The 13,879-nt window shown below is 70.1% G+C and carries 12 protein-coding genes; 3 read left to right on the top strand and 9 right to left on the bottom strand.

What is annotated here, in order from left to right:
* Nucleotides 1–143 precede the first annotated feature (143 nt).
* Nucleotides 144–2,498, bottom strand: a complete 2,355-nt coding sequence (locus WMF12_RS44970) for a hypothetical protein (protein ID WP_437854878.1) — start codon at nt 2,496–2,498, stop codon at nt 144–146.
* Between the two features lie 674 nt (nt 2,499–3,172).
* Between WMF12_RS44970 and mgtE the strand changes: the two genes are divergently transcribed.
* Together mgtE and WMF12_RS44960 are read left to right on the top strand one after the other, a co-directional pair.
* On the top strand, nt 3,173–4,558 hold the full coding sequence (gene mgtE, locus WMF12_RS44965) for a magnesium transporter (protein ID WP_437854877.1): 1,386 nt from the start codon (nt 3,173–3,175) through the stop codon (nt 4,556–4,558).
* Nucleotides 4,559–4,812: 254 nt separating this feature from the next.
* Nucleotides 4,813–5,430 carry a single-stranded DNA-binding protein gene (locus tag WMF12_RS44960; RefSeq protein ID WP_437854874.1) on the top strand — a complete coding sequence of 206 codons (618 nt, stop codon included), beginning with the start codon at nt 4,813–4,815 and terminating at the stop codon, nt 5,428–5,430.
* Nucleotides 5,431–5,552: 122 nt separating this feature from the next.
* On the opposite strand, the gene WMF12_RS44955 is transcribed toward WMF12_RS44960, so the two are convergent.
* From WMF12_RS44955 to WMF12_RS44940, 4 genes are all read right to left on the bottom strand, one after another.
* A complete protein-coding gene (locus tag WMF12_RS44955) occupies nt 5,553–6,215 on the bottom strand; it encodes a hypothetical protein (protein WP_437854873.1) in 663 nt (220 codons plus the stop codon).
* Complete coding sequence (locus WMF12_RS44950; RefSeq protein ID WP_437854870.1) at nt 6,196–6,561, bottom strand: MerR family transcriptional regulator; 366 nt, start codon at nt 6,559–6,561, stop codon at nt 6,196–6,198. The genes WMF12_RS44955 and WMF12_RS44950 overlap by 20 nt, the downstream gene beginning before the upstream one ends.
* Nucleotides 6,562–6,572: 11 nt before the next feature.
* On the bottom strand, nt 6,573–6,878 hold the full coding sequence (locus tag WMF12_RS44945; protein WP_012241218.1) for an integration host factor subunit alpha: 306 nt from the start codon (nt 6,876–6,878) through the stop codon (nt 6,573–6,575).
* A gap of 319 nt (nt 6,879–7,197) precedes the next feature.
* On the bottom strand, nt 7,198–8,763 hold the full coding sequence (locus WMF12_RS44940; protein WP_437854868.1) for a glycosyltransferase family 2 protein: 1,566 nt from the start codon (nt 8,761–8,763) through the stop codon (nt 7,198–7,200).
* Between the two features lie 505 nt (nt 8,764–9,268).
* Here WMF12_RS44940 and WMF12_RS44935 point away from each other — a divergent pair.
* Complete coding sequence (locus WMF12_RS44935; protein WP_437854866.1) at nt 9,269–10,309, top strand: hypothetical protein; 1,041 nt, start codon at nt 9,269–9,271, stop codon at nt 10,307–10,309.
* Between the two features lie 82 nt (nt 10,310–10,391).
* On the opposite strand, the gene WMF12_RS44930 is transcribed toward WMF12_RS44935, so the two are convergent.
* From WMF12_RS44930 to WMF12_RS44915, 4 genes are all read right to left on the bottom strand, one after another.
* Nucleotides 10,392–10,766 (bottom strand): response regulator, encoded by a 375-nt coding sequence (locus tag WMF12_RS44930; RefSeq protein ID WP_012241215.1) that lies wholly within the window; start codon nt 10,764–10,766, stop codon nt 10,392–10,394.
* A 272-nt stretch (nt 10,767–11,038) separates the two neighbouring features.
* A complete protein-coding gene (locus WMF12_RS44925; protein ID WP_437742887.1) occupies nt 11,039–11,797 on the bottom strand; it encodes an ABC transporter ATP-binding protein in 759 nt (252 codons plus the stop codon).
* Nucleotides 11,794–12,594 carry an ABC transporter ATP-binding protein gene (locus WMF12_RS44920; protein WP_437854863.1) on the bottom strand — a complete coding sequence of 267 codons (801 nt, stop codon included), beginning with the start codon at nt 12,592–12,594 and terminating at the stop codon, nt 11,794–11,796. The genes WMF12_RS44925 and WMF12_RS44920 overlap by 4 nt, the downstream gene beginning before the upstream one ends.
* Complete coding sequence (locus tag WMF12_RS44915) at nt 12,591–13,841, bottom strand: branched-chain amino acid ABC transporter permease (RefSeq protein ID WP_437854861.1); 1,251 nt, start codon at nt 13,839–13,841, stop codon at nt 12,591–12,593. Before WMF12_RS44915 ends, WMF12_RS44920 begins: the two co-directional genes overlap by 4 nt.
* Between the last annotated feature and the right edge of the window lie 38 nt (nt 13,842–13,879).

The raw sequence follows: 13,879 nt of genomic DNA, 5'->3' as shown, positions 1-13,879 counted from the left end.
CCTCCCCGAGCGCTCCTCCGGCCGGCTCGCTGGAGCCTCCTCAGGGCCACAAAAGCGCCGCGGGGCGCGACCTCACGATCGCACCCCGCGCGCCGGGCTCAATCAGTCGTCAGCGGACGTCCGCTGACGTCCGCTGACGTCGCCTACTCGCCGGAGCAGGTGATGAACAGCGTGGCCCCTTGCTGGGCTTCGCCCTGGCCCGTGAACCGGATCTTGCGCTGCTCGGTCGACGGGCAGTCGGCCACGATAGCGGCATCGCCGAGCCGGATCGACGGGTCGACGTAGCACCACCCGTGCACGTCTTCGATGTCGCCGACGTTGGTCCTGCACGCGACGGCCCCGTCGCCCTCGAGCTGCTGGATCTCGCACACGCAGTCCCAGCCGGACGCCTTCGCAATGTCGAGCGAGAGCACCTCGTCCTTCGCCGCCGTATGAGCGCCCGTCACCTCGAGACGCCCCGGCTTCCTCTCATCCAGGCAGTTGCACTGGCCCTGCGAGTTGCGCGCCTCGAGGATCAGGCAGGAGACCTGCTGGTCCGCGTCCGGCGTCAAGGTGCGCGGCAGGCACTGGCCGCCGAGCACCGTCTTCAGGCGGTCGATGATGGCGCCGATCGCCGGCCGGTAGCCGTAGTCAGCCGCGCCGGGGTTGTTGAGCTGGCCCGGGCACACCGAGCCGACGATGCCCTGAGGGCCGAGCTCCCGGATGAGCTGCAGCTCGCGGAGGCCCGGGTAGGCCTTCGCCTTGATCTGCGTCGTCGACCTGGGCGCCGGATCCTCCTGGTTGTTCCCCGCTTCCGGCTCGCACAGCGGGTTGTCGGTCGCCTGACCCCCCACCGCTCTGCAGTCGCAGCTCTGAGCCGTCCCGTCGCAGGTCTTCACCGCGTCCACGGGGAGATCGAAGATGCAGGCATACTGGAGGTCCCCCGTGCTGTCCGGCGGGATCGTGTACTCGCGGCCGTTGATGCGATTCCAGCCCGTCTCCTGCGGCCCGACGATCGCATCGCCCGTGATCGGGTTCATGCCCGAGCGAGGCTTCATCGACTCGACCATGAAGGGATCCTTCGGCGCCTGGTACTTCGCGGGATCGCCGAGGATGAGCTCCCAGGTGCTGGCGGCGCCGGCCACGGGCGCGCTGAGCTCGTCGGAGTTCTTGAACCCACCGACCGGCTCGCCGTCCTGGTTGAGGCCGTTCAGCAGGTCGGGCTGGCCTTGCGCGTTCTGACGCGCGATGTCGTGCCACGGCACGCCGACGATACCGGCGAAGAAGACGAGCCCGGGATCGCGGACGTTGGAGTCGAGGTCGTCCGGGTTCGGATCGCTGAAGATCGGGTTCGGGACCAGCTCGCCCCTGCGGTTCGGGATCTGCGCCTCGGTGAAGGCGCGCCGGTAGCGGTCGATCGGATAGAGGAAGTCGAAGCCGAACCGGCGCTTCTGATCCCAGCAGCGAGAGTTGACGGGGTCCTCCTCCTTGGTCAGCTGGGCGGTCTTGCCGTCCACGCCCGTGCACGCCTCGTCCTTGGGGCAGTCGTCCTGTCTCTGGCTGCACGACCTGCAGCACTTGTTGCCCGGATCGGTGGCGCACTCGGTGCGCGGCCGCCACAGGCGGAAGCCTGTGGTCTCTGCCACGAGGTAGTTCTTGCCCTCCTCGCGGATCGAGCAGTCGTTCTCGTCGGTGAGCATGACGATCGCGAGGAGCGAGCTCGGCCGCAGGAAGTCGGCGCGCTGCCTCTTGACGTCGGCATCCTCGCCGGTGACGACGATGTTTTCTTCCGCGTCAATGCCGATCGTCGCGTAGGGCTCCGGGTCGACGAGGAAGCGGTACACGCTCTCGAGCTGCGCCTCGAAGCCGCAGCCGGTCTGCCCCGTACCTTGGACCATCGCGGTGAGCTGCCCGACCAGCGACGTGTCGTTGAGGTCGGCGTTCGAATCATTAGGGCCGATGTCCGCCTCGCCGTCGTTCGGATCGGGCCTCTCCGGCTCGCCGTCGAGCTTCTGATCCGGGTCCCAGGCCAGGAAGCCCCGGTTGAGGTAGGTCGGGATGTTGTTTTCGGTGGCGTTCTCGTTGTCGCGCGCGAGGAGGTGCGCCATGTCCACGTTCGAGGCGCTCGTCGTCGCCTGGCAGGCGCCCGACCCGTGGCCGCCGAGGCTCGAGCTGATGATGCCGATGTGGATGTCCTTGACCGGCTCGAACTCACGCTTGTGGTCCGGCGGACAGGGCGTGTTGGGCGAGGCGACCGTGGTCGCCATCGTGCCGTCCTTGTGGATGCAGCGCGGGTTGACGAGACCCTGGACGAGGTCGGGGATCGCGAGGGCGAGGATGGCCTGCTTGTCGGCCATCGAACCCGAGTTGTCGATCGCCAGGAGGAGATCGATCTTGTCGACCGAGCTCTGCGTCAGCCGCTCGACGATCGTCGACGTCGACCGGGGCTTGTTCTCGGCGATGGGGCGGCTCAGACATCCGAAGGCGCTGCCTGTGCCCGCGATCAGCAGGCCCGCCATGGCGAACCTCACCGCGCCCCTCCACGGGCGCCTGCTCTCACGCTCTATCCGCGTCATATTCGACTTTCCTTTCGACCACCGATCCAGTTGCGCGGCGGTCAAGCCACCGAAAAGGCCCGCCGTCCACGGGCCCATGACCGACTTCCGCAGGCGATCCACGGCTCGACGGGAGCCCGATGCTAGGGACCCGACCGGAAGGCTGTCAATTCGACCCGGCCGGCCCCGCTCGACCCCGCGAAGGGGTCCCGTAGCAAACGAGATGCCGCCGCCGCAGACCCGTGCCCTCCATGCCCCGCGCGCCGCCGCGACGTCAACCTGATTGCGCGACAGCCAACGCAGTAGGCGACCCGCCCCTCAACCTGGGTCGACCTGGCTCCTCCGACCTGGTCCTCAACCTGGGTCGGCCAATAAGGAAAGTTCACTCATCACTGTATTGCAAACCACCCCTTCACGGGCCGCGGGAGCCCATCCTCCATCACGCGCGACCGGCGGTCGCGGGAGGCCCAACCTCGGTCGGCTGGGAGGCCCAACCTCGGTCGGCCGCGGCGCCGCAACCCAACCTCGGTCGATGCGGGGAGCTGGGTGGGGCGCCGGGGAGCTGGGTGGGTCGCGGGCCCGGCGCCGGTGGGGTTTGCCGCTTCCCAGCAGGGCCGAGTTGTGGTCAGTGCCCGGGCATGTTGCGCGTCGCCCTCGCCATGGTCCCGGAGGTACGGCAGCTGCTCACCGAGGATCCGGCGCAGCTCTCCGACCTGCTGGACGAGATCCACGACGAGGACCTCGCCGACCTCATCGGCCTGCTGGACGACGCCGAAGCGGCGAAGGTCCTGATGGCGCTCAGGGCCGAGGAGGCCGCGCCCATCTTCGAGCGCCTCGACGGCGAGACCCAGGAGGCGCTCGTCGAGCAGATGGGCATCGAGAGCATCGCGCCGATCGTCTCCGAGATGGCGGCCGACGACCGCACGGACCTCATCGAGGCCCTCCCGGACCAGGTCAGCGGCACGCTGCTCTCCACGCTGGAGAAGGTCGACCCCGAGGCGGCGGCCGAGGTCGAGGAGCTCGCCAAGTGGCCCGAGGACAGCGCCGGCGGCCTCATGACCACCGACTACGTGTCGGTGGGCATCCACCTCACGGTCGCCGACGTGATCGAGCGCATCCGCGCCGTCGGTGAGGACGCCGAGACCATCTACTACGTGTACATCGTCTCCGATCGCGGGCACCTCATCGGCGTCGTGTCGCTGCGCGATCTGCTGCTCGCCTCGCCGTCCGAGAAGCTCGCGGACGTGATGACCGAGAACGTCTTCGCCGTCAGCCCCGAGACCGACCAGGAAGAGGTCGCGCGGACCATGGCCAAGTACGACTTCAACGCGCTGCCCGTGCTCTCCGCGGACCGCAAGCTGCTCGGCGTCATCACCGTCGACGACGTGATGGACGTCCTCACGGAGGAGCAGTCCGAGGACATGCAGCGGCTCGGCGCGGTCGGCCCCATGGAGGACAGCTACTTCAAGACGAGCTTCTGGACGTTCATCCAGAAGCGAGCCCCGTGGCTCGCCGTGCTGTTCGTCGGCGAGTTCATGACCGGCGAGGTGCTCCGGCGTTTCGAGCACGACCTCGAGGCCGTCGCGACGCTCGCCTACTACGTGCCCTTGCTCATCTCCACGGGCGGCAACTCCGGCTCGCAGTCGTCGTCACTCATCATCCGCGGCCTCGCCGTCGGCGACGTGCGCGTCGGCGACTGGGCGAGCGTCCTCGTCCGCGAGCTCGGGCAGGCGGTCGTGCTCGGCCTTATCCTCTCCGTCATCGGCATGTTCCGCGTCTGGCTCTGGGGCGACGGCACCGGCTTCGTCCTGACGATCGGCGTGACGCTGATGGCGATCGTCCTCATGGGCTGCACCGTCGGCGCCATGCTCCCCCTCCTGCTCCGGCGCATCGGCCTCGATCCGGCGACCAGCTCCACGCCGTTCATCGCGAGCCTCGTGGACGTCCTGGGGATCCTCCTCTACTTCACGATCGCCCGGCTCTTCCTGGCCGACCTCCTCGCGCAAGCCGGAGCGGGCGGGTGAGCGGAATCACGCGGAATTGCGCGGAGCCTGGCGGAATTGGACGGCGATCGGACGGCGATCGGACGGCCATCGGACGGCGATCGAGCGACGCCGCGCCGCCCGTGCCGAGGCCCACGCCGGTCCCGCCGCGCGGGCGCGCCGCGTGCTTTTCGGCGCGCCACGACCCTTGACGCGTCGGCCCCCATGGGGGAGTGAAGCAGGCGACGTTCGTTCAGCGCAGCGTGCGCTGAGCCCCTCCTAGGGAAGGAGTGACGATGGCCGAAGGCTTGAATCGCGTAATGCTGCTCGGCAACCTGGGCGCCGACCCAGAGCTCCGGTTCACCCAGGGGGGTCAGGCCGTCTTGAACCTGCGGCTCGCGACGACCGAGTCGTACCTGGACCGCGACAAGGTCCGGAAAGAACGGACGGACTGGCACAATGTCGTGATCTGGGGCAAGCGCGCCGAGGCCTTGGGCAAGATCCTCAGCAAGGGTTCCTCGATCTTCATCGAGGGCTCGCTCCGCACGTCGAGCTACGACGACCGGGATGGCAACAAGCGCTACAAGACCGAGGTGATCGCGAACAACGTCCTGCTGACGGGCGGGGGCCGCGGTCGCGGCGCTGTCGGCGATGACGCAGGCGCGTTCGGCGCTGATCCCGGCGGTGGCTACAGCGGCGGTGGCGGTGGCTACAGCGGCGGTGGCGGCGGCGGTGGTGGCGGCGGCGGCGGTTACAGCGGCGGCGGCGGCGGCGGCCGCCCGGCGGGTGGCGGCTACAACCGCGGCGGCGGCGGTCGCCCCGCGCCGGCTGCGCAGGATCCAGGTCCTCCGCCCGACGATTTCGGCGGCGGCGGTTACGGCGGCGGCGGCAACGACGACGACATCCCGTTCTGATCGCTCCCCCTGCCCGGTCGAGTCATCAGCCTGGCGTACGCATCTCTCTTCAACATCTCGCATCCACGCGATAGGCCCTCTCCGAGGGCCGGGCAGCTCTCCACGAGCCCCTTTTCCCCGTCCTAGGGCCGCGGCCGCGGCCGCCGCGCCAGCAGGATGGTCACCCCCGCCGCCGCGAGCACTCCGAGCGCCGCGGTCATGGCGAGGGGCTGCTCCGCGGCGAGGAAGATCGTCCGCACGAGCAGTCCCGGCTCAGGTGGCGCCACGAACACGCCCTCGAACGCGGTCGCGCCGAGCAGCGCGCCGCACCGAGCGCCCGTCCCCTGCGCAGGCTCCAGGCAGGCCAGGCTGCAGAGCGCCGCGTCGTGCTCGCTCCCGGCGAAGCCGAGCACGTGCTGCCCGCGGATCACCACCGCGCGCGCGCCAGCCCTCCCGGCTCCCTCGAACGCCTGCTCGAACCGGTGCGACTGCGCGTGGATCGGCCCTGCCTCCCACCGCTCGATCGCTATCCCGAGGCCCCCCCGCACGAGCCCCGAGGCCCGATCGAGCACGAGCTCCTCCAGGCCGGTCACCCATTGCCGCGACGGGGCCGTCACGCACACCGCGCGCAGCGAGAGCCCGTCCGCCTCGACGCCCCGCAGGAGCGTCACCTTCGCGCCCGCGATCGCGGAGACGTCGATCGCGGGAAGCGCCTCCTCCGGCGCGCCGCTCGCCCCGGCCGGCAACACAAGGCGCAACCCGAGGCCCGGCGCCACGCCGTGGAGCTCAGACGCGCTCGAGCTCATCCATCAGCGCGATCACCTCGGTCCGGATCTCGACGAGGGCCGTGCGCATCCGCTGCACCTCCTCGTGGCTCGCGCCCGTGTCCGGCGTCGGCGGCTCGATGCCGCCCTCGCGCAGCTTGCGCCGCGCGCCCGCGATCGTGAAGCGGTGCGAGTAGAGCAGCTCCTTGACCTTGAGGAGCGTCTCGACGTCGCGCCGGCTGTAGACCCGCTGCCCCTTCGCCGACTTCTGCGGGCGGATGGAGCGGAACTCGGTCTCCCAGTACCGGAGCACGTGCGGCTCGACCCCCACGATGCCGGCCACCTCGCCGATCCGGTAGTACAGCTTCGCCGGAAGCTGCGCGCGCACCGCCAAGCAGTCTACTCCTCGGCCGCCGAGGCCGTCTCACGCGGGTTGAGGGCCTGCTTCAAGATCTGGCTCGCCTTGAAGTTCAGGACCCGGCGCTCCGTGATCAGGATGGGGTCGCCGGTCTGGGGGTTGCGACCCTGCCGCTGGCGCTTGTCGCGCAGCACGAAGTTGCCGAATCCAGAGATCTTGATCTTCTCCCCGCGACCCAGGGTTTCCTTCATGGTCTCGAACACGAGGTCCACCAGATCGGCAGATTCCTTCTTCGAGAACCCCCCAAGGCGGGAGTAGACCGCCTGAACGATTTCGGCTTTCGTCATGACACCCCCATCGCCCTTGCAGAAGGGGGGACGCGCCGCAACCCCTGAAGACCGTTCAGGAAGCCGCGTGCGGTCCCCCGACCGGCCTGGAGGGCAGAATGCCAGCGTGCGTCGGTAAGGTCTAGGGGGTTACGCAGGCTTCGCCCGATGTGCACCAGGCACGCTTCGTGGAGCCCCCCGAGCAACGCAGCGCTCGGAGCGAACCTGCGACCCCACGAGCAGCGCCCCACACCTCGCACCCTCGATCCGGCGGCCAGGAATCCGGCAGGCTCACCGGCGCGACCACGGGCGCAGGATGGGCTCGGCGGCGACGATCCGCTCAGACGGCAAGATCGCCGAGGTGGCGTTCCTTCGTCGACTGCCGGGACCAGGCGCCGACGACGGCCGCCTCGCTCGGCCGCGCGTCGCTCCAGCCGACGACCGGCGCGCTCGATGCCACATCGCGGCGGCGCACGATCTGCTCCTGGACGACCAGGAACGCCACGTAGAGGTAGCCGACGGCGAAGAGCACCGCGAACGGCGTGGCGAAGTAGTGCCCCGTCTCCACGGACGCGACCACCGCGCCGCACGACAGCACCGCGAGCATCGCCTCGGTGATCGGCAGGTCCGTGCGGACCTTGTACCGGCCCTTGTTGTCGCCCTGCTTCGGCGTCCGGACGAACTCGCCGGACATGCTGCGGAGCCCCTCGATCACGGCCTTCGACAGGTACGGCGCGAGCCCCGTCCCGAGCGCGATGAGCATCGGCAGGCGCCTGACCGCGCCCCAGCGCGAGCGGCCCTGCGCCGTCTCGGCCAGCATGTAGAACGCCGCGAGCGACCCCGTCGTCGCCGTGCAGAGCGGCAGATCGATGGCGATCATCGTCAGCGTGTCGGCCGCGGGGAACAGGACGAGCGCCGGCAGCAAGAGGATGCTCAGCAGCACCAGCAGCGGGTAGGCGAAGTGCGGCGTGAGGTGGAAGAACGCCTCGATCCGCTGCCCGAGCGAGAGCTTGGCGCTCAGCACGGTCGCCATCAGCTTGCGCGCCGTCTGCACCGTCCCCTTGGCCCAGCGGTACTGCTGCGCGCGCAGCGCCGAGATGTCCTCGGGGAGCTCCGCGGGCGAGACGACATCCTCGCGGTAGATGAAGCGGTAGCCCGCGAGCTGCGCCCTGTACGACAGGTCGAGGTCCTCGGTCAGCGTGTCGTGCTGCCAGCCGCCCGCCTCGCGGATGGCGTCCTTGCGCCACATCCCCCCGGTGCCGGAGAAGTTGAACAGGAGGCCCGCGCCGAAGCGCGCGCGGTTCTCGACGAGGTGGTGGCCGTCGAGCATGAGCGCCTGCACCTGCGTGAGGATCGAGACGTCGCGGTTCAGGTGGCCCCACCGCGTCTGCACCATGCCGACCGTCGGGTCCTCGAAGTGGCCGACGATGGACCGCACGAAGTCCGGCTGCGGGATGAAGTCGGCGTCGAAGATCGCGACCAGCTCGCCCTTCGCGATCTTGAGCCCCGCGTCGAGCGCCCCCGCCTTGTAGCCGACGCGGTCCACGCGGTGCAGGTACACCGCGTCGAGGCCCAGCGCGCGCAGCCGCTCGACGTGCGCGCGGACGAGGCCCTGCGTCTCGTCCGTCGAGTCGTCGAGCACCTGGATCTCCAGCTTGTCGCGCGGGTAGTCCATCTTCGCGACGGCATCGAGCAGCCGCGCCGCGACCGTCGACTCGTTGAAGAGCGGGAGCTGGATCGTCACCGGCGGGAGGTCGCGATCGGTCAGGGCCGCGACCTCCTGCGCGCGGGTGATCTTGGCGCGGTTCAGGCGACAGAGGACCACGAGATGCAGCCGGTGCAGGCCGTAGGCGCTGAGGCCGAGCAGCACGCCGAAGTAGAGGACACAGAGCAGCAGGGAGAGCATCGCGAGCACCTACCGCCGGCGGGTTGCCGTGCAGCCGTGGGACCGGGCGAGAACGCCGCTCTCCACCCCTGCAGGCGCCGGCAGACAACGAACGCGTACCATCCGCTGGATCCGAAGTTGTCAGGCACTTGTAATTCGTTGCAACTCTCTGTCGCGAGGTCCGCAAAGTTGACTTCGGCCCGAGTCGCTCCCCGCGGGAAATGACAATCACCGACAATCCCGCTTCGCCCGGGCGCGCGGCGCTGCCCGCAGGTGCGCCGCACGAACGCACGTACGCGAGCGGCGCGCCGACTCAGGGAGTCCCCGGATACTGGAGCTCCAGGTAAGGTGTTTTTGGTAAGGCTCCTCCGAAACCACGTTCGATGAGTAGGGTGCTCACCCGCTGGGCAGATTCACAGTACTGCGCGGTTTCGGGTCCTGGGCAGGGGCCGCGCGCCGCGTCGGCAGAGGCCCGGGGTCATCTGCGCCTGGCACCCGCGGGGGCTCGGGGCTATCGGTTCTCCCGATGGATCGCGCCCTACTTAATGAACTGAAGGCTCGTCAGATCGCGTTCCTCGAGGCGCGGCTCGTCTCGGAGGCGGCGGCGCGCGACTTCCGGGAGCGGCTGCCTGCCGGCTTCGCGGCGCTGCTCGCGACGCCGCTCGGCGAGCTCGTGGACGCGGGGGCGATCGGGCGCGCGCTCGAGGCGCTGGCGGCGGAGGAGCCGCTCCGGCGGGCGGTCCGGCCCGCGGCCGCCGCGGCGCTCGCGGCGCTCGTCGAGGCGGCGCGCGCCGAGCGGCGGAGCGCGAAGGAGCTCCTGCCGGAGGGCGCCCGCGACAAGCTCGACCGCATCCTCGAGCAGCCGAAGATCGTGCCGGAGCGGCTCGTGCGCGAGGTGCTGGAGAGCGCGGCGCTCGACGCGGTGATGCGCGACGTCCTCTACGACACGCTGATGGAGTTCACCGAGAAGGTGAACCCGTTCTTCGCCGAGTGGGGCCTGCCCGCGCTCCTCAAGCGGGTCGCCCCCTTCGGCCTCGGCGGGGTCGGAAAGACGATGGGCGCGATGCGGGGCGAGTTCGAGCGGCGGCTCGAGCCGGAGATCCGCCGGTTCTTGCAGGGGTTCTCGCGCACGGCGATGCGCCAGGTGCACGACATCCTCGTCGCCAAGGGCGACACCCCCGAGTTCGTCGGCCTGCGCAAGCAGGTCGCCACGTGGGTGCTGGAGCAGGAGATCTGCGCGCTCGTCGGTCAGCTCGACGCGAAGAGCTCGGCGATCGCCGCGGAGCTCGGCGCCGACATCGCCGCGCAGCTGCTCCGGGATCGGCCCGTCCGGACGCGGACCAGCGAGGCGATCGCGGCGTTCGTCGCGGCGCACGCGGGCGAGCCGCTCGGCGAAGCGCTGGGGCGGCTCGGGATCACGCCCGAGCTCGACGCCGGCGCGCTCGCGGACGCGCTCTGGCCCGTCGTGAGGAGCATGTGCGCGACCGGACCGGTGCGCGCCTGGCTCGCGTCCGTGGTGGAGGAGTTCTTCGACGGGTTGCCGGACGGGCTCGAGCCGTCCGCCTGAGGCGAGCCGATGCGAGAGGCGCCTGCCCCGGGTGGCACCCGGCCCGCGGTGAGCGCGGGCCCCCATCCGAGGCCGACCGCGGTCAGCCCATGGCCGAGGCGTCGGCCACCGCAGACTCGATGTACGCGAGGCCGCGCGACGGGCACGCGGGCACCGTGGGCGCAAACGCCTCCATGTCCAGGATGAGCTCGGGGCCGACCGCGGGCGTGAGCACCACGACGGGCACGCGCGGCGACATGCGGCGGAGCTCCTCCATCTCGCTGTGGAGCTCCGCCTCCTCCCGGGGCACGAGCACCATCACATGAGGACGCCAGCGGGCAAGCACGTCACGCGCATGGCCGAGCCCGCAGCACGTCTCCACCGTGTAGTCCCGGGATGAGAGGAAGTGGACGAGCGGCTGGGAGTTGCTGGCGTCGTCATCGATCACCAGAACGCGGGTCGTGCTCTCAATCTCCATGGGTATCCCCCGTCAGCGGCCGGCTCTGGCCGCCGCTGTGAAAACCAGGTCTTCATGGCCTGGCTCACAGTGACCATACTCCATATTCGGCAAAGAGCGATATCAATCGCGCCTCAGCGCATCACGCGATGCGTTGATACGCGCTTGAAACACCAGCGCTCTCTGCCTGTTTCTTTTCTGATCCGCTGTGATCCGCCGTGATCCGCGATGGCCCGTCTGCGACCCGCTCGGGGAGCCGCGACGCGCCGATGAGCGCCGGCGCGGGAGCGGGATCAGCCGCCGAGGTAGGCCGCGCGGATCTCTTCGTTCGCCGCGAGATCCTTCGACTCGCCGCTCATGGCGATCTGCCCAGTACGGAGCACGTAGGCGCGCGTCGAGTACTTGAGCGCCAGTCGGGTATTCTGCTCGACGAGGAGTACGGTTGTTCCCGACGCCGCGATCTTGGCGATCGACTCGAAGATGTCCGCGACGAGCCGCGGCGCGATGCCGAGCGAGGGCTCGTCGAGGAGCAGCATGGCGGGGCGCGCCATCATGGCGCGGCCGATCGCGAGCATCTGCTGCTCGCCGCCGGAGAGCGTGCCGCCGTGCTGGTGCATGCGCTCGCCCAGCCGGGGGAAGAGCTTCACCACGTCGCCGACGGTCTCCGCCATGGTGGGGCCGTGCTTGTGGCACCACGCGCCGAGCTCGAGGTTCTCGCGGACGCTGAGGTTCGAGAAGATCGCGCGCCCCTCCGGGACGAGCGAGATGCCGGCCGCGACGAGCTCCTCCGTCGAGACGGACGCGAGGTCCTTGCCGTCGTAGCGGATGCGGCCGGAGGCGATCGGGAGGAGGCGGACGATCGTCTTCAGCGTGGTCGTCTTGCCGGCGCCGTTCGCGCCGATCATCGCCACGATCTCGCCGCGCCGCACCTCGAGGCTGACGCCCTTGAGCGCCTTGATGCCGCCGTAGCTGACCGCGAGATCGTCGACGACGAGCAGGGGGTCGCCGGGGGCCACCGAGGGGGGCTGCCGCGTCGGATGCGATGTCTTCATGCGGGCTCCTCCGCCGCCGCGCCGGCCGCCTCGTCGTCGATCTCCTCGCCGAGGTACGCGGCGAGGACCTTCGGGTCCCTGCGCACGACCTCCGGGGTGCCGTGCGAGATGGTCTCGCCGTGATCGAGGACGTGGATCTCCTCGCACACCCCCATCACGACCTGCATGTTGTGCTCGACCAGCACGACCGTGATGTCGAAGGTGTCGCGCAGCCAGCGGATCTGCTGCTTGAGCCCCTCGGCCTCGCCGTAGTTCATGCCCGCCGCCGGCTCGTCGAGCAGGAGCAGCCTCGGCTTGAGCATCATCGCCCGGGCGATCTCGAGGCGGCGCTGGTTGCCGTACGAGAGCGACGTCGAGATCTCGTCGGCCATGTCCTCCAGCTTGAACACCGAGAGGAGCGAGAGGGCGCGCTCGGTCATCTCCTGCTCGTCCTTGAAGAAGAACGGCGAGCGCAGCAGGGCAGACGCGAGCGTGGATCTCCGCAGGTTCTCGCAGGCGACGAGCACGTTCTCGAGCACCGTGAGCTGGCCGAAGAGGCGGATGTTCTGGAACGTGCGGGCGATGCCGAGGCGCGCGATCTGGCTCGGCCGGAGCGGCGCGAGGTCGGTCCCGCCGAAGCGGATCGCGCCCTCGTCGTGCTTGTAGACGCCGGTGATCAGGTTGAACACCGTCGTCTTGCCCGCGCCGTTCGGGCCGATGAGCCCGAAGATCGAGCGCTCGGGCACGGTGAAGGAGACGCCGCCGACGGCCCGCAGGCCGCCGAACCGCTTGGTCACGTGCTTCAGATCGAGGTTCACTCGAGCTCCCTCCCGGCCGGCTTGCCCTCGCGGCCGACGGTGATGCCGGGCGGCGGCTCATCGGGCGGCGCGCCAGGGCTCGGCAGCGCGCCCTCGTGCCCGGCGCCCGCCTCCACGCCGGTCGTGGCGGGGACGGGCTCGGCCGGGCCCACCGGGAAGCGCTTCCTGCGCGACCAGCGCCGGCCGAAGAGCTCGCGCTCGCCGAACAGCCCCTCGGGGCGGAGGACCATCAGCCCGATGAGGATGGCCGCGTAGAGCACCATCCTGAGGGCGTTCAGATCGAGCGCGGGGTAGGCCGCCTTCAGCGCGAGGACGCTGTCGAGGCCCTGCAGCTGCTCGATGAGCTTCACCGTGAAGGTCACGAACACGCCGCCGAGGATCGCCCCGGAGACGCTGCCCGAGCCGCCGAGGATCACCATCGTGATGGCGTCGAACGAGTAGTTGAACGTGAACTGGTCCGGCTGGACCGTGGGGTTGCCGTCGCGCATCGACGAGAGCAGGGCGCCGGCGATGCCGCCGCCGGCGGCGGAGATGACGAACGACGTGACCTTGTAGCGCGTCGGATCGACGCCCACCGCGGCGGAGGCGATCTCGTCCTCGCGGAGGGCGCGCAGCGCGCGGCCCCAGCCGGAGAACTTCAGCCGCCAGGCGAGGATCGTCGCGAGCACGACGGAGCCGAAGATCCAGAACGGGCCGGCGTACTGCGGCACGCCGGTGTCGTCGGGGCCGGCGTAGCCGATCGGGCCGCCGAGCGCCCCGAGGAGCTTGCCGACCGCCCCCTGGTCGGAGCCGCCGGTCGTCGCCGTCGCGATCGTCAGGCGGAAGATCTCGGCGAACCCCAGGGTCACGATGGCGAGGTAGTCGCCGCGCAGCCGGAGGCTCGGCAGGCCGACCACGAGGCCGAAGAGGGCCGCGACGAGCCCGGACGCGAGCAGCGCCGCGGGCATCACGACGAACGAGTTGCCGAAGAGCGGCTCGCCGCCGCCGAGGTGCTGGTGCAGGTTGCCGGCGACGACCGCCCCGGTGTACGCGCCGATCCCGACGAAGCCGGCGTGGCCGATCGAGAACTGGCCGGCCATTCCGTTGATGACGTTGAGCGAGAGCGCCGCGATGACGTTGACCATCGCGAACAGGGCGAGCTGACGCCAGGCAGCGTCCGGCAAGAGGGTCTCGAAGCCGAACTCGAGGGCGACGACGACGCCGAGGAGCAGGAGCGCAGTGAGGACGCGCTGCAACGGTCGAGGCATGGCCGGCCAGAGTTGGAATGGCCGAGCCGCACCGTCAA

Origin of the sequence: Sorangium sp. So ce363 (genome assembly GCF_051520435.1) — a bacterium.
GTDB lineage: Bacteria > Myxococcota_A > Polyangia > Polyangiales > Polyangiaceae > Sorangium > Sorangium cellulosum_B.
The sequence above is the reverse complement of the archived record's forward strand: the minus strand, read 5'-3'. Positions and strand labels throughout refer to the sequence as shown.